Annotated in this window: 17 protein-coding genes; 4 read left to right on the top strand and 13 right to left on the bottom strand. The window is 63.8% G+C overall.

Features of this window, described 5'->3' with window-relative positions; translation table 11 throughout:
• Nucleotides 1–502: 502 nt before the first annotated feature.
• The gene (locus H621_RS0118375; protein WP_028944800.1) at nucleotides 503–1345 is read right to left on the bottom strand and encodes an AraC family transcriptional regulator; all 843 of its coding nucleotides are present in this window, start codon (nucleotides 1343–1345) and stop codon (nucleotides 503–505) included.
• Nucleotides 1346–1442: 97 nt separating this feature from the next.
• Between H621_RS0118375 and H621_RS0118370 the strand changes: the two genes are divergently transcribed.
• Both H621_RS0118370 and H621_RS0118365 read left to right on the top strand, forming a co-directional pair.
• A complete protein-coding gene (locus H621_RS0118370; RefSeq protein WP_028944799.1) occupies nucleotides 1443–2363 on the top strand; it encodes a LysR family transcriptional regulator in 921 nt (306 codons plus the stop codon).
• Nucleotides 2360–3379, top strand: a complete 1020-nt coding sequence (locus tag H621_RS0118365) for an AraC family transcriptional regulator (protein WP_028944798.1) — start codon at nucleotides 2360–2362, stop codon at nucleotides 3377–3379. The genes H621_RS0118370 and H621_RS0118365 overlap by 4 nt, the downstream gene beginning before the upstream one ends.
• Nucleotides 3380–3385: 6 nt before the next feature.
• Here the strand turns inward: H621_RS0118365 and H621_RS0118360 are convergent, their stop codons facing one another.
• The 4 genes from H621_RS0118360 to H621_RS0118345 all read right to left on the bottom strand — a co-directional run bounded on the left by H621_RS0118360 (nucleotide 3386) and on the right by H621_RS0118345 (nucleotide 8090).
• Complete coding sequence (locus tag H621_RS0118360) at nucleotides 3386–4570, bottom strand: acetyl-CoA C-acyltransferase (RefSeq protein WP_028944797.1); 1185 nt, start codon at nucleotides 4568–4570, stop codon at nucleotides 3386–3388.
• 17 nt (nucleotides 4571–4587) lie between these two features.
• A complete protein-coding gene (locus tag H621_RS0118355; RefSeq protein ID WP_028944796.1) occupies nucleotides 4588–5016 on the bottom strand; it encodes an acyl-CoA thioesterase in 429 nt (142 codons plus the stop codon).
• Between the two features lie 99 nt (nucleotides 5017–5115).
• Nucleotides 5116–6906, bottom strand: a complete 1791-nt coding sequence (locus H621_RS0118350) for an acyl-CoA dehydrogenase C-terminal domain-containing protein (RefSeq protein WP_028944795.1) — start codon at nucleotides 6904–6906, stop codon at nucleotides 5116–5118.
• A complete protein-coding gene (locus H621_RS0118345; RefSeq protein ID WP_413694623.1) occupies nucleotides 6903–8090 on the bottom strand; it encodes a 3-hydroxyacyl-CoA dehydrogenase in 1188 nt (395 codons plus the stop codon). The genes H621_RS0118350 and H621_RS0118345 overlap by 4 nt, the downstream gene beginning before the upstream one ends.
• 147 nt (nucleotides 8091–8237) lie before the next feature.
• Here H621_RS0118345 and H621_RS0118340 point away from each other — a divergent pair, with 147 nt between their 5' ends.
• Complete coding sequence (locus tag H621_RS0118340; RefSeq protein ID WP_028944793.1) at nucleotides 8238–9128, top strand: LysR family transcriptional regulator; 891 nt, start codon at nucleotides 8238–8240, stop codon at nucleotides 9126–9128.
• Between the two features lie 423 nt (nucleotides 9129–9551).
• On the opposite strand, the gene H621_RS0118335 is transcribed toward H621_RS0118340, so the two are convergent.
• The 8 genes from H621_RS0118335 to H621_RS0118300 all read right to left on the bottom strand — a co-directional run bounded on the left by H621_RS0118335 (nucleotide 9552) and on the right by H621_RS0118300 (nucleotide 19522).
• Entirely contained in the window at nucleotides 9552–10592 is a 1041-nt protein-coding gene (locus H621_RS0118335) for a 3-ketosteroid-9-alpha-monooxygenase, oxygenase component (protein WP_028944792.1), read from the bottom strand.
• Between the two features lie 136 nt (nucleotides 10593–10728).
• Entirely contained in the window at nucleotides 10729–12129 is a 1401-nt protein-coding gene (locus tag H621_RS0118330; RefSeq protein WP_084167993.1) for a DUF1329 domain-containing protein, read from the bottom strand.
• An 88-nt stretch (nucleotides 12130–12217) separates the two neighbouring features.
• The gene (locus tag H621_RS0118325; RefSeq protein ID WP_028944790.1) at nucleotides 12218–13426 is read right to left on the bottom strand and encodes a helix-turn-helix transcriptional regulator; all 1209 of its coding nucleotides are present in this window, start codon (nucleotides 13424–13426) and stop codon (nucleotides 12218–12220) included.
• Between the two features lie 139 nt (nucleotides 13427–13565).
• Nucleotides 13566–15941, bottom strand: a complete 2376-nt coding sequence (locus tag H621_RS0118320) for an efflux RND transporter permease subunit (RefSeq protein ID WP_028944789.1) — start codon at nucleotides 15939–15941, stop codon at nucleotides 13566–13568.
• A gap of 7 nt (nucleotides 15942–15948) precedes the next feature.
• Nucleotides 15949–16923: a WD40/YVTN/BNR-like repeat-containing protein gene (locus tag H621_RS0118315; RefSeq protein WP_028944788.1), complete on the bottom strand. Its 975-nt coding sequence runs from the start codon at nucleotides 16921–16923 to the stop codon at nucleotides 15949–15951.
• 115 nt (nucleotides 16924–17038) lie between these two features.
• Nucleotides 17039–18247 (bottom strand): acetyl-CoA C-acyltransferase, encoded by a 1209-nt coding sequence (locus H621_RS0118310; RefSeq protein ID WP_028944787.1) that lies wholly within the window; start codon nucleotides 18245–18247, stop codon nucleotides 17039–17041.
• A gap of 8 nt (nucleotides 18248–18255) precedes the next feature.
• A complete protein-coding gene (locus tag H621_RS0118305) occupies nucleotides 18256–18726 on the bottom strand; it encodes a MaoC family dehydratase (RefSeq protein WP_028944786.1) in 471 nt (156 codons plus the stop codon).
• A gap of 10 nt (nucleotides 18727–18736) precedes the next feature.
• Nucleotides 18737–19522, bottom strand: a complete 786-nt coding sequence (locus H621_RS0118300; RefSeq protein ID WP_028944785.1) for an SDR family oxidoreductase — start codon at nucleotides 19520–19522, stop codon at nucleotides 18737–18739.
• 921 nt (nucleotides 19523–20443) lie between these two features.
• On the opposite strand from H621_RS0118300, the gene H621_RS0118295 reads away from it, so the two are divergent.
• Entirely contained in the window at nucleotides 20444–20749 is a 306-nt protein-coding gene (locus tag H621_RS0118295; protein ID WP_028944784.1) for a DUF6124 family protein, read from the top strand.
• Nucleotides 20750–20959: the final 210 nt, after the last annotated feature.

The raw sequence follows: 20959 nt of genomic DNA, 5'->3' as shown, positions 1-20959 counted from the left end.
TCTTCTGCCCCGTTAACCAGAAGGGCCGAGCGGAGGTGTCGTGGAGGGGCTGGCGCGAAGCGCCTTCGGCCTTGGCCGAAGATGCGAAGCGTAGAGTGGCTTGCAACGCGTAGCTCGCATTGCCCCGTAGCGACACCGGAGCGAGGGGACCCGAAGCGCAGCGTAGGGCACCTAGTGGTGCAGGCGGTTCTGCCTACTTTTTCCAAAAAAAAAGTAGGGCGCCGTAAGGGCGCAAGGGTGACTCAGCACCCCCCCAGATAATGGATAAACACACACAGCCAAATCGCGGGGCAAGCCCACCCCTACCGGCCCAAGCCGGCGGGAGCGAACCGCCTTTGGGCCTGACAATGCCGAGGTCACTCTGCTGACCGGGTTGCGACTGCTGCGCAGCCGATCGCAGCCTCGTGCCTCGGCAGCGGCTACAGAACCCGGTGTAGCCGCTGGCGCCAGCCTGCGATCGACCGCGTAGCGGTCGTGGCTCAAGACAGTTGCTCCACCGGGTCTATCGGGCTGCGCCTACGCGATATTGCTTGGGTGTAATCCCGAACTGCTTGCGAAAGGCGCGTATGAAGTTGCTCGGCTGCCGATACCCCAAGCGCTCGGCAATCCGCTCGATCGGCTGGTCCCCCGCCGCCAGCCAGTGCCGGGCCAGTTGCAGGCTGTCCTTGCGGCCATCGTCGAACGCCCCGCCTTGCCACTGGCGCAACATGCTCTGGTGCAGAAAGGCATTCGCCCCGGGCAACGGCAGCTCCAGCGCCCGGGGCGCCAGGTGCAGGCTCAACCATTGCCCCTCGGCGGTGTCCACGCCCCAGTCGCGCAAGCACGCCCCCGCCGCTTGCTGCGCCAGCAACCGGACCTGGGTGAACATCTGCGCGGGGGGCCTGCCAGCACGCCGGGCGATGTTGCGCACCAGACTCAGCACAGCGGCATCGAGCATGTAGTGATGGGGTTGGTGCTGGAACTTGCGCACATGCAGTACCGCCTCGGGGTCCGAATCGTCCAGGGTGACCAGCACACAGTTGGTCACCCGCGGCAGGTAACGGATGAAGCACTCGAGGCTGGCACGCACCGTGGCGGCCGAGTCCAGCAGAATATTCAGGCCTTGCAAGGAACTGGTGGCCATGCCAGGCACCAGCTCACAACCAAAGGTCGGACCGGCACCCGCGACCTCGCACTCAAGCAGCAATTGCTCGACCTGCAACGCCGGTATCTGGCGATTTTCGTTGAGCCAGGCAGGGTCGATACCGGCCCGTTGCAACAACTGTTCGACAGGCAGGCCAAAGCCCTTGGCATGGGCAACCAAGGTGTAGGTAAAGGCACTGGAGACAAAGGCACAAGCAAGCATGGCATGTCACAAAAGTGAATCTGGCCTTGACTTATGCCAGCCACTAACCTATCGATCAAATGCATAATAAGTATCTGCAACATGCAAGAGGTGCATGGTGGACCTTCGACAACTGCGTCACTTCGTGGCCCTGGCCGATTACCGTGGTTTCGTGCGCGCCGCCGATGCCGTCAATCTCAGCCAACCGGCCTTCAGCCGCAGCATCCAGACCCTGGAGCGCGACCTTGACTGCACGCTGGTCGAGCGTGGCAGCCGCGAGTTCCGCCTTACGGGCCAAGGCCAACTGGTGCTGCAGCACGCCCGACGCCTGCTGGCTGGCAGCCAGACCCTGCACAGCGAACTGCTGCAGTACAACGGCCTTGAAGGCGGTGAGCTGAGCTTTGGCAGTGGCCCCTACCCGGCCCAATTGCTGGTGCCCGAGGCCCTGGCTCAGTTCATCAACGATCACCCGTTGATCCGCACGCGCTTTCACCTGGCAGACTGGGAGCAACTGGGCATCTGGCTCAAGGAACAGCAGATCGAATTCTTCGTTGCCGACTCGCGCTACTTTGTCGACGACCCACGCTACCAGGTACAACTGCTACGCCGTCGTCGCGGTCGATTCTTCTGCCGTGCCGGCCACCCCCTGGCCGACCTGGGCTCGCTCGCGCTCAGCGCCCTGCTCGACTACCCCGTCGCCGGTACGCGTATCCCGCCGATGATCCGCAAGATCCTCGCCCGCACCCAGGGTGTCGAGGACTTTGTCACCACGGTGGAGTGTGCCCAGTTCGATGCCATCCGCCGGGTGGTAGCACGCTCCGACGCCGTCGGCCTGGCCACCGAAGAGTCACTGGCGGAGTGGGTGGCGTCGGGCGAAATCAAACTGCTGAGCTTTACCGACATGGACACCCGCGAGGAAGACTTGCTGCTGCGCTATGGCATCGTCAGCCGCGCCGGCGACTCCCTGACACCGGCGGCGCGCGCTATGATCGACACGATCCTGCGCGTGGACCAGCAACTGCTCACGAGCCATCCATGACTCGACACCCTGCCTCACCGCCCAATGCCTTCTACGCCCCCACGCTGTTGCCGGCCATCGAAGAGCTGCAGGCCCGGAGCCTGCCTCTGGAACTGATCGAAGCGATATTTCGCCGCAGCCTGTTCGAGTTGCGCACGCCTTTTCTGCGCGTGCCGCTGGTGATGTCACGGCGCTTCTGGGCCCTGGCCCTGGCGCATACCGGCGACCCGCTGATCGGCCTGGCGGCAGGCCGGCGTTTTGTCTCCACGGCCACCAACGGCCTGACCTACCTGTTCGATGCGGCTGCCTCGCTTGACAGTGCCTGCAACTACTTTGTCGAATACTTTCCATTCTTCAACGGCCACTTTCGCGCCAGTATCGACCGTAGCGACCAGTGCATCACCCTGCGCCTGCACGATTGCGGCAGCCTCAAAGCCAGTGCGCCGATCAGCGACTATATCCTCACCAGCCTGCTCAGCATGTTGCGGCGCAAGCTGTTGGCCAGTGGCGTGGAGCAGGACCCGATCGTCGCCATCCGCCTGGCCCACCCACCGCCAGCCAACACGGTCGCGCACCCACAGGCGTGGCGAGCACCCGTGAGCTGGGGCCATGCCGAGCACGGCATCGAGCTGAACCCGCAGTTGTTCGGCCAGCCCTTGACGCCTGGCAACCAGGCCCTGGAACAGATGCTGGTGGATCTGCTGCAACAAACTTTGCACAACAGCCGCCCGACCCTGCTGGAGCTTGCCTGCGATCACCTCGCCGTACACCTGGCCGACAGCGAGCGCTGGACACGCTTCTGCCAGCGCCAGCACCTGCTCGAACGCACTGCAGCCCGGCGCCTGAAGGCGCTGGGCTGGAGCTTTACCGAGCTGGTGGATGAGTACCGCCGCTACCGTGCCGAAGATTTGCTCCGCGGCAGTGACCTTGAACGGGTGCAGATTGCCGACCAGCTCGGCTACAGCGACGTGCAGAGCTTTCACCGCGCCTGCCTGCGCTGGTTCGACTGCGCGCCCGGCACCTACCGGACGCGCTGAGCGGCGCTAGAGCACTTCAAACAGCCCGGCGGCACCCATGCCGCCGCCCACGCACATGCTCACCACCACGTACTTGACCCCACGGCGCCGGCCTTCGAGCAAGGCGTGGCCGACCATGCGCGCCCCACTCATACCGTACGGGTGACCAATGGAAATGGCACCGCCGTTGACGTTGAGCCGGGCCATGTCGATGCCCATGGCCTGGGCGCAATACAGCACCTGGCAGGCGAAGGCTTCGTTGATTTCCCACAGGCCGATGTCATCCACCGTCAGGCCGTGCTGGCGCAGCAGCTTGGGGATCGCCAGCACCGGGCCGATGCCCATCTCCTCCGGTGCCAGGCCCGCCACGGTGATGCCGCGGTACAGGCCCAGCGGCTGGATACCCAGTTGCGCGGCCAGGGTGCCACTCATCAGCACGCTGGCACTGGCACCGTCAGACAACTGGCTGGCGTTGCCGGCCGTGATGCAGCCGCCCTCGAGCACTGGCGCCAGGGCCTGCAAGTCGGCCAGGGTAGTCTGCGGACGGTTGCCTTCGTCGCGGGCCAGTTGGACCTCTTCGTGGCTGATGGCACCGGTGTGCTTGTCGACGATTTTCTTGCGCACTGTCACCGGCGCGATCTCTTCGGCGAACAGCCCTGCCGCCTGGGCTGCAGCGGTACGCTGCTGGGACTGCAGGCTATAGGCGTCCTGGGCTTCGCGGCTGATGCCGTAGCGCTTGGCGACGATCTCGGCCGTCTGCAGCATCGGCATGTAGGCGTGTTCGGCCATGCGTATCACGGTCTCGTCCATCTCGGTGCCTGCCGCCTTCATGTGCGCGTTCTGCACCAGGCTGATCTGCTCCTGGCCTGCGCCGATGGCGACTTGCATGCCATCGACCATGATCTGTTTGGCGGCGATGGCGATGGCCATCAACCCCGAGGCGCATTGACGATCGATGGTCTGGCCGCTGACCGACAACGGCAGGCCCGCCGCCAATGCCGACAGCCGCCCGAGGTTGGTGGAGGCAGTTCCGCTTTGCATCGCGGTGCCCATCACCAGGTCATCGATCTGCCCAGGTTCGATCGCTACCCGCTGCACGGCGGCACGAATGGCCACGGCGCTCATCGACGGCGACTTGAAATCGTTGAAGGCCCCGCGAAAGGCCTTGGCTATCGGTGTGCGGGCGGTCGAGACAATCACGGCATCTTGCATGGCAAAGCACTCCAGGGTCAGTCACACAGCAAACGGCCCAATGCCGCCCGCACAGGTTCAGGAATGGGCACAGGGCGATTGCTGGCGCGTTCGACGAAGACGTGGACAAACCGCCCCGCCGCGCATGCCTGCTGCTCCCCGGCCTTGAAAATGCCCAGTGCGTAATGCACTGAGCTGTTACCCAGCTTGCTGACCGCCACCCCCACCTCGATATGCTCGGGAAAGGCGATGGCGGCGAAGTAGTCGCAGCTGGAGCTGACCACATAGGCAATAACCTCGCCCTGGTGGATATCCAGGCCGCCAGCATCGATCAGGTAGGTGTTCACCGCACTGTCGAAAAAGCTGTAGTAGACGACGTTGTTGACGTGGCCATACACATCGTTGTCGTGCCAGCGCGTGCTGATCGGCTGGAAATGGCTGAACGCTTCGCGCAGCAGTGGGTTCATCACAGGTTCATCTCGATGGGCGGCCTTTGTACGGGTGGGTAAAGGCCTCGATGGCGTGGACCATGACGTCGAGACCTCCACATGGGTGTGGAAACGGTATCAAAAAGCGAAATCCGCCTCTGCCATGGCCATCAGGCAATCGGCACCGGCCAGCAGCGCCTCGCGATGAGCACCGGCCCGTGGCAGCACCCGACGCAGGTAGAAGTCCGCCGACTGCAGCTTGGCCTGGTAGAACGCCGCCTCATCGCTGCCGCCGACCAGGGCGGCACGGGCCTTGGTCGCCGCCTGCAGCCACAGGGCAGCCAACAGCACATAGGCCGAGTACGCGAGGAAATCCACCGACACCGCGCCGATTTCCTGAGGGTTGCGGGCGCACGCGGCCACTACCGAGTCGCCCAGCGCTCGCCACTGTTCCAACTGAGCCCGAACCCTGGCGGCCATCGCTGCCAGCACCGGGTCCTGCGCTGCCTGCTCAACCTGCGCAGCCAGTTCTTCGATCATGCCGTTGAGCTCGGCAGCGCCGTCGCCCAGCACCTTGCGCCGGATCAGGTCCAGCGCCTGGATACCATTGGTACCCTCGTACAGCTGGGTGATACGGCTGTCGCGCATCAATTGCTCCATGCCCCACTCACGAATGAATCCGTGACCGCCATACAGCTGCACCCCGAGGCTTGCGACCTCTTGGCCGACATCGGTGAAAAATGCTTTGACGATGGGAATCAACAAGGACGCACGCCGTGCAGCGGCCTTGCGCTCGGCCGGATCGCTGGCACCGTGCTCAAGGTCGAGCTGGCGGGCGGTGTAGGCGCCGAGCATGCGGCACCCCTCGCTGAGGGTTTTCTGGGTCAGCAGCATGCGTCGCACATCCGGGTGGACGATGATCGGGTCGGCCGGTTTGTCCGGCGCCACGGGGCCCGCCAACCCGCGCGACTGCAAACGCTCGCGGGCATAGGCCAGGCCACCCTGGAACGCCGCCTCGGCAATCCCCAGGCCCTGCAAGCCGACCTGGAAGCGCGCATCGTTCATCATGGTGAACATGCAGGCCAGGCCCTGGTTCGGCTCACCCACCAGCCAGCCGGTGGCGCCATCGAAATTCATCACGCAGGTGGATGCCCCCTTGAGGCCCATCTTGTGCTCCAGGGCGCCGCAACCCAGCGCATTGCCCTCACCCGGCCTGCCATCAGCCGCCAGCAGGCGCTTGGGCACCAGGAACAGGCTGATGCCCTTGACCCCGGGTGGCGCGTCGGGCAACCGGGCGAGCACCAGGTGAACAATGTTGTCGCTCAAGTCCTGATCGCCGCCGGTAATGAAAATCTTGCTGCCCTCTAGCCGGTAGCTGCCATCGGCCTGGGGCTGGGCCCGGGTGCGCAGCAGCGCCAGGTCGGTGCCGGCCTGGGGTTCGGTCAGGCACATGGTGCCGCTCCACGCGCCGCTGACCAGCTGCGCCAGATAGGCCCGCTTGAGTTCCGGACTGCCGTGCCGGTCCAGCGCCAGCACCGTGCCTTCGGTCAATCCCGAATAGGCCCGGAACGACAGCGACGCCCCCATCAGCATCTCGTGGAAGCTGGCCGAGACCATCTGCGGGAAACCCTGGCCCCCAAAGTCCAGCGGCCCGGTCATGCTCGCCCAGCCCTGCTCGACATACAGCCGATAGGCCTCGCCAAAGCCGTCCGGGGTGGTTACCTTGCCGTCCTGCAGCCGGCAGCCCTGCTCGTCGCTGTTACGGTTGAGCGGCGCCACCACCTGAGCGGCAAAGCGCGCCGCTTCTTCCAGCACGCCATCAATGGTTTCGCGGTCCAGGCCCTTACCCAGATGCTCGCAGTGCCCCTGCACATCGAACAGCTCATGAAGCACAAAGCGCATGTCACGCAGCGGTGCCTGGTAGCTCATACCCGGCCCTCCTGCACATCGGCAAAGCCCTTGCCTGCGGCTACCAGTCGAACAATCAGGGGCGCGGGTTTCCAGTGTTCACCAAGCATGCGCTGCAAGCGCTCCAGACGCTCCTGGATCGACGCCAGGCCCTGGCCATCGGCCCAAGCCATCGGCCCGCCGACGGCAGCCGGAAAACCGTAGCCATTGAGGTAGACCCGGTCGACGTCATGGCTGTTGGCGGCGATATGCTCTTGCAGGATCTTCGCGCCTTCATTGACCAGGGCCAGCAGGCAGCGCTCGATAATTTCCTGGTCGCTGATGACGCGCCGACGCAGCCCAAGGCCCTTGGCGATTTCTTCCACCAGGGCATCGACCTCGGCATCGTGCAGCGCTTCACGGCTGCCCTCGGCATAGCAGTAGAAACCGCGACCGGACTTCTGGCCAAAGCGGCCCAGGTCACACAGGGCGTTATCAATCTGCACCAGCGGACTGTCCATGCCCTGCCCGGCCAACTGGCGGGCACGCCATTCCAGGTCGATACCGACCACGTCGTACATGCGAAATGGCCCCATGGCGAAACCGAAGGCTTGCAGTGCCCCGTCCACCTGACGCGGCAAGGCGCCTTCGAGCAGCATCTTGCGCGCCTCGTCGACATAGGTCTTGAGCATGCGGTTGCCGATAAAACCATGGCAGTTGCCGGCCACCACCGCGACCTTGCCCAGGCGTTTGCCCAGGGCAAGTGCAGCGTCCAGCACGGCAGGCGCGGTGTGCGCACCGCGAACGACTTCAAGCAACTTCATGATGTGTGCTGGGCTGAAGAAATGCAGACCCAGTACATGATCGGGGCGCGAGGTGACCGCGGCGATGGCATCGATATCCAGGGCCGATGTGTTGCTCGCCAGAATCGCGCCGGGTTTCAGGGTGTTGTCCAGAACGCTGAAAATGCTTTGCTTGAGTTCGAGGTTCTCGTACACCGCCTCGATCACCAGATCGACATCGGCCAGTGCCGCATAGCTGTCCACCGCCTGGACCCGGGCCAGGTTTTCCTCGGCCTGGGCTTCGCTGATACGCCCCTTGACCACTTGCTGGGCCCAGGTGTCGGCGGCCACCTTCCGGCCTGCAGTGACCATCTGTGCATTGCTGTCGAGCCACAACACCGGGATGCCGGCACTGGCCAGACTGATCACGATACCCCGGCCCATGGTTCCGGCCCCAACCACTGCTGCCTGCTGCACATCGAATCCGTTACTCACACCTGGCACTCCCAATCAGAAAGAAGGATTGCCGACACCCTAAGCAGCTGCCTACTATTTGAGAAATTTCATTTTCATATGCCTGATATTGGTTAGATGAATATATCCAACTTCGATCTCAACCTGCTGCGCATCCTCGACGTACTCCTGCGCGAGCAAAACGTCTCGCGCGCCGCCGAGCGCCTGGCCCTCAGCCAACCCACCGTCAGCAACGCCCTGGCGCGCCTGCGCGAACTGCTCGACGACCCGTTGCTGGTGCGCGTTGGCCGGCGCATGCAGCCAACCCCTCGGGCCCTGGCACTGGAAGGCCCGATTCGTGCCGCCCTGTTGCAGATCGAGCAGACCCTCAGCGTGGGCGACAGCTTCGACCCGCTGCACAGCCGCCAGCACTTTCGCCTGGCCATGACCGACTTTGTCGAACAGCTGTGCATGCCCAGCTTGTTGTGCCAGTTGCAGGAACGAGCCCCCCATGTACGCCTGGACATGATGCCGCTGGCCCCGAGCCTGCCGGTGGATGCGCTGGACCGTGGCAGCCTCGACCTGCTGGTGGGGCGTTTCGACGAAATACCGGCGCGCTTTGCCCGTCATCACTGGCGCAGCGAAACCTTGCAGGTAGCAGTGAGGCGGGATCACCCACGGGTGCATGGCGCGCTCGACCTGGACACCTTTCTCGGGCTGCGGCACTTGTGGGTGTATGGCGGGCAGACACGCGGCATGGTCGATCAGTGGCTGGGCGAACAAGGACTGACGCGGCAGATCGTCTACACCACGCCCAACTACCTGCAGGCCGCCCACCTGGTGGCGGCGACGGACCTGTGCGTGGTCTTGCCCACCCAGGTGGCACGCCAGTTCGCGGCGCTGTTGCCACTGCAACTGTTCGACCTGCCCTTTGCGCTGGAGCCATTCGAGCTGGAAGTGGTGTACCTGGCCCAGCGCGGGCGCGAGCGGGCGCTGGAGTGGCTGGTGAACGAGATCCTCAGCGTTTGAGCCGATTGTTCCAGGCGCATACAGAAACCGACGTAGCCGCTGGCGACAGCCTGCGATCGAGCGCGCTGCGGTCGTGCTTCAAGACCATCGCACCTGCCTGGCGACTGCTGCGCAGCCGATCGCAGCCTCGTGCCTCGGCAGCGGCTACAGATGATCGCGCCAGCCTGCGATCGGCCGTGGTTCAAGTCAGTTGCGCTTACCACTATCGCAACGTCTGCAACCCCTGAAAACTCGGCATCATCACACACGCCGGACAACTGCGGTCCTTGGGCGGCGTCACCGTCAACACTGCATACACCACGATCACAACACTCAACAGCGGTACACAGTAGGCTCGAAGGCTTTTTATTTTCATTGTCGGCACTCCCGCAACCAGGCAAATGCAACACACCGGCCCCAGGCTGCCCCGAGGCCGGTCGCCACTCAACGCTCGTCGACTGTCACGATCTCGCGACGCTCGGCCATGCTCGCCGGCACCAGGTCTTCGTCGGTGAAGAACTGCTGGTACCACTCGCGCAGCTGGTACACGGGGCCGTCATTCTCGGCCAGTACCGGCTTGTCGATACGGATCTTGTGCTTCCAGATGTCCACGTCCTGGTAGAACGAGGCCCGGTTACCCATCACATACGCCTGGGCCACTTCGCGGTTCTGCTCCTCGCTCCAGCCCGGCACACGCTTGACCATGCAGCCAAAGCGCAGTTGGAAGCTGTCTGGCGTCACCGGCACATGACTGTTGAGCAGGATTGCATGCACCCGCACGTCGCCGAACATCGAACTCAGGTGAGTGAAGTGGGTGGCCGGGCCGTAGTAGGCCGACGGTGCGATCAGGTCACCCCCCAGGCGCTCGGAGTCACCATGGAAGATCTGCCGGCCAATATGGCCTTCGAAGACGTTGGCAAAGTACTTGGTCGGTGTGCCATGCACCGGGCCGAAGTGCTGGGCATCGACCAGGTTGTCGACCAGCTCGCGCGGGTTGGTCTCGATGAGCATGGTGTCGATGTTCCACTCATGAATCCAATCGTCGCTGTCCATCTCCTCCAGGTGCGGGATCACCACACCCTCTTTGGGTGGCCGGCCCTCGGGGTTGTTCCACACGAACAGCAGGTTGTTCTCTTCGCAGGTCAACCAACTGCGGGTCTTGGCCTTGGGCGGGATGCGTTTGCAGTACGGGATCTCCACGCACTTGCCGGTGGTGTCGTACTTCCAGTGGTGGAAGGGGCAGACCACGGTGTCGTTTTCGATGGTGCCCTGGGACAGGTCGGCGCCCATGTGCGGGCAATGGGCATCAAGAATGCTGATCTTGCCCTCGCTGTTGGCGAAGGCCACCAGGCGGGTGCCAAAGATGTTCAGGGTGTGCAGCTTGCCATCACGGTAGTCAGCAGCATCGCCCAGGCAGTGCCAGCCACGCGCATAGCGGTGGGTGCGCTGGGTATTCTCGATGCTCAGTTCAGCGAGTTTCGTCATGTTCTTGTTCTTCCTCTGGTGGAAACTCCGGGTAAGCCATACCGGACCAGGCAGCCGGCACATTCCCTACCCGACATCATTGAGCAGCCCTTGCGGGCAGCTCATCGTTCAAACGGACTAGATCGACAACCCCCCGCTACTGCCCGGCCCGACGCGCAGCCTCCGGGCCGAAGTCACGCGGGCTGAAACCGCCCTTGTTGAGCATGTAGCCGTTGCGCTGTTCGTTGATCAGGTTGAACGCCAGGTAGCTGCCGGCGTTGAGGTCGTGGTACAGGCCAACCCCGGCCTGGGGCACCTGGGATTCGTAGGCGTAGAAGTAGTTGACCATCGACGTGCGCCACAGCTCGCCACGGTTGTCGTAGTTGTCGGCCAGCATCGGGAACCAGGTGTCTTCGTCGATGTACAGCTTGCGCTTGCCGTACAAGTGGCGATAACCCGGCTTGAGGGTGCCTTCAAGCTCCCACACCCGATGACGCTCGTAGCGCATGGCCTCGGGGTTGATGTGCCCCGGCGTCAGCAGATCGGCGTACTTGAGGTTGGCCGCGTGCAGGCGGTAGGTGTTGTAGGGAATGAACATCTCGCGTTTGCCGACGATCTTCCAGTCGTAGCGCTGGCCCGAGCCGTTGAACAGACGCACCTCGTCCACGGTGATCGAACCACCGGAGCCCGGGAAGGCCATGTCGAAGCCATAGCCCGGCGACTGGCGTACCCGGCGGGTGCCCGGGTCGTAGCGCCAGCTCTGGCGCGGCTCGGTCTTGTCGTTCCAGAACTCTGTGCCGGTGTTGATCTCGCCCTTGTCACGCTGAGGCAGCAGGGTTTCGTTGAGGTAGAACGAGGAGTTGCCCACGGTGTCGCCGACCTTGCCCGGTTGCAGCGCCGGCGCCAGGTTGCGTGAATGCACCCGGCCCCAGTTGATGTTGCCGTCCTTGAGCACGTAGGCGTTGTCGGAGACGTATTCCTCGGTCCAGGCCCGCAGGGTGAAGGTGGAGGCGTTTTTCAGCAGTTCCAGGCCGCTGCGCGGCACCGGGAACGGCGTGCCACCGGTCTTGCCCACTACCCCTTCGCCGTCATCCACCAGGCGCGCGACACTGGCGTTCTCGCGGGTCGCCTCGCACACCGAGTCGGCAAAGCGGAAATCCCGGTGAGTGGGGTAGACCGGCATCTTGTAGGTCTGCGGGTACAGTTTGAACAGGGCCTTCTGCCCGTCGGACAGGTACTCGGTGTACTGGGCAAGGTTGGCGGAGGTAATCACGAACAGCGGCTTTTCGTCCGGGTACGGGTCAACCGGATGATTGCCGGTGCCCTTGAACTGCACCTGTGGCGGTACCCCCAACCACTTGCCGCTGTAGGGCGGAATGCTGCCATCGGCGTTGCCGCTCTTGTCGGCGCCAACACAGGTCAGCTCGCTGCCCAGGCGTGCGGCGTCTTCCGGGGCTGCTTGAACAGCACCCACACAGGCAGCGCCAAGCACTGCTGCCAGCAGCCAGCGCGGGCGATTGCCAGGGGCCTTGAAGTGGGATGGATTACGCTCGGTCATTGTTGTTCTCCGTGGTTTTCCGATAGCGGTGGCCCAGTATTGGCAGTGGGTCCAAGCCCGGACATCGTCTGCTCGGACTAACGCATTTTTACCCCACGGCCTTCACCACCGGCGGCAAGGCCCCGGGCGGCCCCAGGGCGACCACGCTGTTGAGCAAAATGCGCACCAGTTCGGTCTGGCGGCGCACGCCGGTCTTGGAGAAGATCGAGCGCAAATGCGCGCGCGCCGTGTTGCGGCGAATGTTCAACACCTCGGAGGCTTCCTCCAGCGACAGGCCGTTCGCCAGTTCCATGGCCAGGCCGGTTTCCGCCGGGGTCAGGTTGTACAGCTGCGCAGTCGCCAGGTTGCTGACCAACGACTTGCCCACCGCATCGCGCACATACACCACCACGGTCGGCTGGCCCTTGCCTTCGACCCATTCCTGGGACGGGATCAACTCCACCACCACCCCCAGGTTGACCTGCCCGGAAGGCCTTGAAATCGACAGCGCGGCGGCATTGCAATGGCCGACATCGCCCAGCCGTGCGCGCTGGAAGGCGTCGCGTACCAGGCGTGTGAGCTCGCGGTTGTCACTGGGATAAGTGGCCTCCAGGCGCCCGCCTACCAGTTTCAGGCCATCGTTGCTGTCGAGGATGTCCCGCGCTACCGGGTTGAGTTGCAGCACACTGCCGCTCTCATCGAGCACGATGGTGGCCACCGACAAGCGGCTGATGGCCTGGAAGTACAGGCTGCCCAACGACTCGCTGCGGTCCAGCTGCGCATGCAGGTGCAGGGCCCGACGCAAGTGCGGCAGCAACATCGCGCACAGTGCCCGCTCGCAATCGTTGAACCGGGGCTGGTCGCGGCGGCGGTTGATGCGGATACGCAGCTTGCCGCCGTCGGGCATGCTGATATCGGCGCCGAGCATCTGGAAGCAGCCGTAAGGCTGGCAGTACAACAGGTAGAACGAAGAGCCCAGCCACTCGGCTTCGCTCATCAGGTCGTCGATGGTGAACACCTGGTCCAGCGGCAGGTTATTGAAGGGCGTCGACTTGCTGTAATAGGCATAGTGCTGAATCTCACCGGCGCCGCTGACCTCCCCCACCGCCAGCATCGGCGACAGGTAGGGTTCATCCACTGCGCGCAGGATCAACGTGACGATATTGGCCTGGAACAACAGCTGCAGCTTGCGCAGCGACTCGGCCACCCGGCGGGTATCCAGGGCGCCATCGTACAGCTCGCCGATCAACTGCTCATACGTCTCCATGTCCAGCCCCATCTGCGCCAGAACCTGCGAATTGGACATACGGCTTTGCATAGGCACCCCCATGGCACTGCGTTGGAATTATTGTTGTTCTTGTTCGTAGCCGCTGCCGCCAGGCTGCGATCGGCCGCAAAGCGGCCGCACAACGTTCATGGCGACTGCTGCGCAGTCGATCGCAGCCTGGCGGCAGCGGCTACGACGTCAATGGCTTCCCTATCAGCCCGCTCCTGGCGACCAGTGGCCGGCCCTGGTTGAACCAGGCCGCCAGGGCCGGCAGCAGGAATATCGCACCGAGCACGTTGACCAGGAACATGAACGCCAACAGGATGCCCATGTCGGCCTGCAATTTGAGCGGCGCAAAGGCCCAGGTACCAACGCCGATGGCCATGGTCAAGGCCGTGAACACCGCCGCCGTACCCCGTTGGCACATGGCCCGGTAGAACGCCTCGCGCAACTCGGCGCCCTCGGCCATTTCATGCTGGATGCGCTCGTACAGGTAGATGCCGTAGTCAACCCCCACACCCACCCCAAGGGCCATGACCGGCAAGGTGGCGACCTTCAGGCCGATGCCGAGCATGGCCATCAGCGCATTGCACAGGATCGCCACCCCCCCCAGCGGCACCAGGATGCACAGCACTGCCCGCAGCGAGCGGAAGGTCAGCAGGCAGAACAACGCCACCGAACAGAACAGCGCCGCCAGCATGATGACCTCGGCATGCTTGACCGCCTCGTTGGACGCTGCCATCACCCCGACGTTGCCACCCGCCAGCTTGAAGGCCACCTCCGGCGCCTTGATCCTGGCAATGATGCGCTTGGCCTCGTTGACCACATGGAACACCGTCGCCCCTTCGTGATCATTGAGAAACACCAGGATCTGCATGCGTTGGCAGCCTTCGGTCACCAGTCCTGAATCCGGTGAATAGGCCAGCGAGCCCTGCTGCAGGCCCCGCGACGACCCCGGAATGGCCGACCAGCGCGGGTTGCCTTCGTTGTTGCCGGCGATCATCTCCTTGCCCATGCCGGCCACGCTCTGTACCGACTGCACCCCGGCCACCGCGCGCATCTGGAAGTCAAAGGCCTCCACGGCGCGCATCACCTGCGGATTGAGGCACGCCTCGGTGCCGGCGTTGGTCTGCACGAACACCGACAGCACATCCAGGCCGATGGAATAGCTGCTGATGATGCGCTGGTTGTCCTGGTTGTAGCGCGAATCGGCGCGCAACTCCGGCGCTCCCACTCCGATATCACCGACCTCCAGCTGGCGCGCCTTGAGCACGCCGGCGCCCAGCAGCACCAGGCTGACCACGAACACCGCCAGCGCCGGCCGTGGCTCGGCCAGGGACGACAGGCGCCACCACAGCGCGTGCCGACGGGTCTGTACAGTGGCTGTGCGCTTGGGGGATGGCAGTTTCAACCCGGCCAGGATCAGCGGCAGGAGCATTTTGTTGGTGACAATCATCAGCATCACGCCGATGCAGGCGGTCACGCCCAGTTCATGAACGATGGGAATATCGATCAGCATGATCACGGCAAAGCCCAGGGCGTTCATCAGCAATGCCAGGGCGCCGGGAATGAAGATCGCACAGAACGCCTTGTGCGCCGCCTGGTGCGAGCCGCTGCCGGCCAGCACCTCCTGGCGCCAGGCATTGCTCATCTGCACCGCGTGGGAAACCCCGATGGAGAAAATCAGAAACGGCACCAGCACCGACATCGGGTCGATGCCCAGGCCCAGCAACGGCAGCAGCCCGAGCAGCCACACCACCGGCAGCAGCGCCACCACCAGGGCCACCAGGGTCAGGGCCAGGGAACGGGTGTACAGCCACAACAGCGCGGCGGTGATCACAAAGGCCACGGCAAAGAACATCAGCACCGTGTTCAGCCCCTCGACCACATCGCCCACCAGCTTGGCAAAGCCCACCACGTTGATGTCGATGGTGTCACTGTTGTAGCGGGCCCGGATGTCTTCCAGGCGCTGGGCAATCTCCACATACGACACCGGCTGGCCGGTCTTGGGATCGGTGTCCTGCAGGTCGGCGCGCACCAGCGCCGAGCGCTGGTCGTTGGCCAATAGCCTTCCGACCTGCCCCGCGCGGGCGGCGTTACTGCGCACCTTGGCCAGGTCCTCGGCGGTGCCGGCGTACTGCGGCGGCACCACCAGATCACCCACGTAGCCCTCTTCGGTGATTTCCACATAGCGCACGTTGGGGGTGAACAGCGAGGTCACGCTGGGACGGCTGACACCGGAAATGAAGAACACATCGTCGGTGACCTTCTGCAGCACCTCGAGAAACTCAGGGTTGTAGATATCGCCCTCGCCTTTCCAATGCACATTCACCAGCAAGCGGTTGGCGCCGGTGAACACCCGGCTGAAGTCGAGGAAGTTGAGCATGTACTCATGGCGCACCGGAATCTGTTTGTTGAAGCCGGGGTCCAGACGCACCTGGGTAGCGCTGTAGCCCAGGCCCAGGCTGAGCAGCAGGAACAGTGCCAGCCAGGCACGGCGGTGGTTGAGCAACAGATCGGCGCAGCCCTGCACGCAGCGCTGCAGCCGGGAAGTAGTCGAAGTCATGGAAAACTCACTGTACATGGGCGGCAAGGCCGCTATCCGGTCCCTGGGAAACACCGCGCTCACCGGCCACCAGCAGGTGCCGGGCATTGAGGGCCACGGCCGAGGTCAAGGTCCCCAGGCCGCTGCGTCGAGTGCTGTCGAGCAGTTGCCCCTGCGCATCGAGGTGGACCAGCTGACTGCCGGCGCCCACCAGCACCACCCCGGCCTCGCCCGGCAGACGCGCATGACCGTAGATCGGCTGGGCACTGTCGAGCTCGACATGTTGCCAGCGCTCGCCAAAATCCTCGGTGCGGAACACCTGGCCACGCATGCCATAGGCTAACCAGTGCGAACCCGAGAGGCTGACCACGCCAAACAAGGAACCGTTGTAGAACGCCGGCAGCTGCTGCCAGGTAGCCCCGCCATCGTCCGAGCGCAACACCAGGCCCTGCTCGCCCACCAGCATGCGCCGGCCCTGGCGGTCGCCGTCCATGCCGTTGAAGTGCGCGCCATCGCCCGGCAACTCGCGTGCCTGCCAATGCTGGCCGGCATCGCTGGACTCCAGGTACTTGCCGTAGCTGCCGTAAGCCACGACCTGCTGGCCGTCGCCACTCCAGACGCCCAGCAAGGGCTCGCCCAGCTCGGCGTCATAACGGCTTTCCTGCCAGCTGTTGCCACTGTCGTCCGAGCGCAGGATCCAGCCGTCGTGACCGACCGCCACCAGCACCTCGGGGCTCAGAGCGATCAGCCCGGTAAGAGTCGCCTCGCGTTCGGCCGAAACCCGTGCGGCCTGCCACGAACGGCCACTGTCGAGACTGCTGAGCAATGTACCGCGCTCGCCTGCCGCCAGCAGTTGCGGGCCGTTGATCAACAGGGCATTGACCTGCACCCGGTCGACCTGCAACTGAGTCGCGGCCAGCGGGACGGGATTGCGTGGGGCGAAGGCAAAAGCCACGGCGGCCAGGATCACGCCGCTGACAGCGTATCCGATCAGCTGGCGCATACCGGGCTCCGGGAATTGAGTCGTGAAGGGAGGCACATGGGGCGTTGATCCTGTTGTTATTGTTGACAGGATCATCAGCTCGCCCCACGCACCCAACATCGTCCAAATGGCTTAGTCAGTCCAGCTCGAACAGCCCTGCCGCGCCCATGCCACCACCAATGCACATGGCCACCACCACATAGCGCGCGCCGCGACGACGGCCTTCGAGCAAGGCATGACCGACCATGCGCGCCCCCGACATACCGAACGGATGGCCGATGGCAATGGCGCCACCGTTGACGTTCAAGCGCTCAGGCGGGATGCCAAGGGCGTCACGGCAATGCAGCACCTGGCAGGCGAACGCCTCGTTGATTTCCCACAGGCCGATGTCGGCCACCGTCAGGCCAAAGCGCTTGAGCAACTTGGGTACCGCCAGCACCGGGCCGATGCCCATTTCCTCCGGTGCGCAGCCGGCCACGGCGATCCCGCGGTAGATACCCAGCGGCGTCAGCCCCCGACGGCGAGCTTCGGCGCGACTCATCAGCAGGCTGGCAGCGGCACCATCGGAAAACTGCGAAGCATTGCCGGCAGTGACAAACTCGCCCTGTTCGACCCACTGGCCGTCCTTCCACACCGGTTTGAGCGCAGCCAGGTCTTCCAGGCGGGTGCTCGGGCGATTGCATTCATCGCGGTCGACCCAGATCGACTCATGACCGGCCGGTTTGCCTTCTTTGTCCAGCAGTAGCTTGTTGACCGTCAAACCGACGATCTCATCATCGAACAGCCCGGTCTGCTGCGCTGCCGCCGTGCGTTGCTGGCTCTGCAGGCTGTACTCATCCTGGGCGGCGCGGCTGATGTTGTAGCGCCGCGAGACAATCTCGGCAGTCTCGATCATCGGGATATAAGCACTGGGCATCACCTCCAGCACCGCCTCGGAGCGGGCCCGGTAGCTGTTCTTGTGCTTGGTCTGGGTCAGCGACAGCGACTCCACGCCGCCGCCAATGGCGACGTTCATCTCACCGGCCAGGATGCCCTTGGCGGCCACGCCGATACTCATCAGGCCCGAGGCGCACATGCGGTCCAGGGCCATGCCCGGCACGCTGTTGGGCAAGCCGGCGGTATAGGCACACAAGCGCCCGATGTTGTAGCCCTGGGTGCCCTGCTGCACCGCGGCGCCCATGATCACATCCTCGACGGCATCGGCCTCGATCCCGGCGCGCTCAAGCACCGCGCGCACCACATGGCCACCCAGTACCGGTGCCTCGGTGTCGTTGAACGAACCCCGAAAGGATTTGGCCAGCGCCGTACGGGCAGTGGCGACGATAACTACTTCTTGCTGGTCCATGGATGGGTTCACTCGCTGACTGGGTTGAAGGTGTAGCGGCTGATGGTGTCGACCACACAGCCGGGGCGCCCCTGGCCCTCGATCTCAACGCTCACGCGCACCACTTGCTGCACGGCGGTACCGACGGCCTCACTGCGCAGCACTTCAGCGCGCCCTCGCACTCGCGAACCCACCGGCACCGGCGCGGGGAAGCGCACCCGATCGCAGCCGTAGTTCACGCCCATGGCCAGGTTGTCGACGCGCATCAACTGCGGCAGAAACAGATTGGCCAGGGCCTGGGTCAGGTAGCCGTGGGCGATACAGGTGCCAAACGGACCGCTGGCGGCGCGTTCGGGATCGACATGAATCCACTGGTGATCGCCCGTGGCCTCGGCGAACAGGTTGATTCGTTCCTGGCTGATGGTCAGCCATTCGGTGCAGCCCAGGTCCATGCCCTGGGCATCGAGCAGCGCCTGGGCGCTGGTGAATACATGGGTCATCGGCGTGGCCTCAGGCTTGTTGGGAACTGACCGACAACACTTCGCCGACCATATAGGAGGCATAGTCGCTGGCCAGGAACATCATCACATTGGCCACCTCCCAGACCTCGGCGGCGCGGCCAAAGGCCTCGCGCCCGGCAAGGTTGGCCAGCAGCTCTTCGCTGGAAGCCTTCTTGAGGAAGTCATGCAGGGCAATCGACGGCGACACGGCATTGATGCGCACGCCGAACTCGGCGGCTTCCAGCGCACTGCAACGGGTCAGCGCCATGACCCCGGCCTTGGCGGCGGCGTAATGGGCCTGCTCCTTCTGCGCGCGCCAGCCGAGCACGGATGCATTGTTGACGATCACCCCGGTACCACGTGGCTGCATATGCGCGAGCATCGCGCGCGTCATGCGGAAAGTGCCGGTGAGGGTCACATCGAGCACCTTGGACCACTCTTGGTCGGTCATCTCGACTACCCGCTTCTGCCCGCCCAAGCCTGCGTTATTGATCAACACATCGACCCCGCGCAGCGCATTATCGGCACTGGCCACCAGGGCCTGGACCTGCTCCTCGCACGTTACGTCGCACAACTGGCCGTACACGGCCTGCAGACCGGTTTCGGCCTTGAGCCGTTCGACCGCCTCCTCCAGCCGGCGTGGGTGAACATCAGAAATCATCAACGCCCGGCAGCCCTCCTCGGCGCTGCGCCGGGCGGCGGCATAGCCGATACCGGCGCCGGCGGCGGCAGTGATCAGCACAGACTTGCCGGCCAGCAACTGGTGGCCGGGCACATAAGGGGGAGCTTGTTTCACAGCGGTAATCTCCAGGGGGCACTAAACGCAGACAGGTATAAAGCCTTGCCCTGGAGGGAGCATCGTCAAAACGGGGTATGGGTTGGCGGGTCGAACGCATCGCGGGGCAAACCCGCTCCCACCCGTAGGAGCGGGCTTGCCCCGCGAGAGGCCGATCCAGCCAGCCCATCAGAAATTGCCAAATCACCGCCGTTTTGCGACCGATCGCGGATAACTCCGCTCCCCCAGAGATTGCGCAAACACCGCAGGCCAGCAAGAGCGCAGCGAATTGTGCTCTTGCTCTTGCTCTGCTCTTGCTTTTGCTTTTGATCTTCCGGCCCCGTTAACCAGAAGGGCCGAACGGAGGTGTGGTGGAGGGGCTAGCGCGCAGCGCCTTCGGCGAATGCCGAAGATGCGAAGCGTAGCGTTGCTTGCAACGCGTAGCTCGCAATGCCCCGTAGCGACACCGCAGTGAGGGGACCCGAAGCGCAGCGCAGGGCCCCTGGTGGGGCAAGAATTTTTTGCTTACTTTTTTTTCGACTGAAAAAAAGTAAGGCGCCGTAAGGGCGCAAAGGTGACTGCGCATCACCCCAAATAACGGATCAACACACAAAACTGAATCGCGGAAAAAGCCCGCGCCTACCGAACCGGGCTAGCCAGCACCAAGTCCCAGGACCTATCCTACGCAACCTGTCGACCTCAGTAACTTGCCGGGGGAAAGACTTCACACTAGGCTCGCTCGGTCACTGAATATTTCGGTGATCGGGTTTGGCGACCCGGACAAGTTAATACATCCCCATGGCATCTTTTCATGGTGGCTGTGCGCGGGAGGGCTTCGGCCCTGCCGGGTTCCTAACTTACCGGTTCGCCAACCCGCGCACAGCTGCCACCCAATTTGTTTGGCGACGATGGCGTGGTAGCTCCATAAGTTAGGAGTTGACCATGAAAAAGCTCGTCCCCGCCCCCCCGCCTCTACACCTCGCCAAAACTGTTGAAACCAGCGTCGACAGTTGCCCGGAACACCCTCCACTTTTCAGCGTCCGCGCAGGCGTCAGTGCCGAAGATGCACTGGTACATGCCTTGCTGTACCTCAGATGCGCCAGCACCACCATCGCCCAGGCGGTGCAGCACACCAGCGAAGCAGGTCGTGGGTTTGCGTGGTCGACCCAACATTCGGTGGAAATGGCCAGAGCCTTGATCGATGCCTTGCTCGACGGCATCGAGCAGCACCAGGAAGTCAAAGCATAATCGCGGGGCAAGCCTGTTCCCACCCGTAGGAACGGGCTTGCCCCGCGAGAGGCCGATCCAGCCAGCCCATCAGAAATTGCCAAATCACCGCCGTTTTGCGACCGATTGCGGATAACTCCGCTCCCCCAGAGATTGCGCAAACACCGCAGGCCAGCAAGAGCGCAGCGAATTGTGCTCTTGATCTTGATCTTGATCTTGATCTTGATCTTG

The organism is Pseudomonas vranovensis DSM 16006 (assembly GCF_000425805.1).
GTDB classification, from domain to species: Bacteria; Pseudomonadota; Gammaproteobacteria; order Pseudomonadales; family Pseudomonadaceae; genus Aquipseudomonas; species Aquipseudomonas vranovensis.
The sequence above is the reverse complement of the archived record's forward strand: the minus strand, read 5'-3'. Positions and strand labels throughout refer to the sequence as shown.

Bases quoted from the DNA above. Each gene is read 5' to 3' on its own strand.
- H621_RS0118305 (WP_028944786.1), bottom strand. From the start codon at position 18,726: ATGACCCATGTATTCACCAGCGCCCAGGCGCTGCTCGATGCCCAGGGC.
- H621_RS0118360 (WP_028944797.1), bottom strand. From the start codon at position 4,570: ATGCAAGATGCCGTGATTGTCTCGACCGCCCGCACACCGATAGCCAAG.
- H621_RS0118310 (WP_028944787.1), bottom strand. From the start codon at position 18,247: ATGGACCAGCAAGAAGTAGTTATCGTCGCCACTGCCCGTACGGCGCTG.
- H621_RS0118295 (WP_028944784.1), top strand. From the start codon at position 20,444: ATGAAAAAGCTCGTCCCCGCCCCCCCGCCTCTACACCTCGCCAAAACT.
- H621_RS0118365 (WP_028944798.1), top strand. From the start codon at position 2,360: ATGACTCGACACCCTGCCTCACCGCCCAATGCCTTCTACGCCCCCACG.
- H621_RS0118355 (WP_028944796.1), bottom strand. From the start codon at position 5,016: ATGAACCCACTGCTGCGCGAAGCGTTCAGCCATTTCCAGCCGATCAGC.
- H621_RS0118320 (WP_028944789.1), bottom strand. From the start codon at position 15,941: ATGACTTCGACTACTTCCCGGCTGCAGCGCTGCGTGCAGGGCTGCGCC.
- H621_RS0118350 (WP_028944795.1), bottom strand. From the start codon at position 6,906: ATGAGCTACCAGGCACCGCTGCGTGACATGCGCTTTGTGCTTCATGAG.
- H621_RS0118340 (WP_028944793.1), top strand. From the start codon at position 8,238: ATGAATATATCCAACTTCGATCTCAACCTGCTGCGCATCCTCGACGTA.
- H621_RS0118375 (WP_028944800.1), bottom strand. From the start codon at position 1,345: ATGCTTGCTTGTGCCTTTGTCTCCAGTGCCTTTACCTACACCTTGGTT.
- H621_RS0118330 (WP_084167993.1), bottom strand. From the start codon at position 12,129: ATGACCGAGCGTAATCCATCCCACTTCAAGGCCCCTGGCAATCGCCCG.
- H621_RS0118315 (WP_028944788.1), bottom strand. From the start codon at position 16,923: ATGCGCCAGCTGATCGGATACGCTGTCAGCGGCGTGATCCTGGCCGCC.
- H621_RS0118335 (WP_028944792.1), bottom strand. From the start codon at position 10,592: ATGACGAAACTCGCTGAACTGAGCATCGAGAATACCCAGCGCACCCAC.
- H621_RS0118345 (WP_413694623.1), bottom strand. From the start codon at position 8,090: ATGGGCCGGGGTATCGTGATCAGTCTGGCCAGTGCCGGCATCCCGGTG.
- H621_RS0118325 (WP_028944790.1), bottom strand. From the start codon at position 13,426: ATGCAAAGCCGTATGTCCAATTCGCAGGTTCTGGCGCAGATGGGGCTG.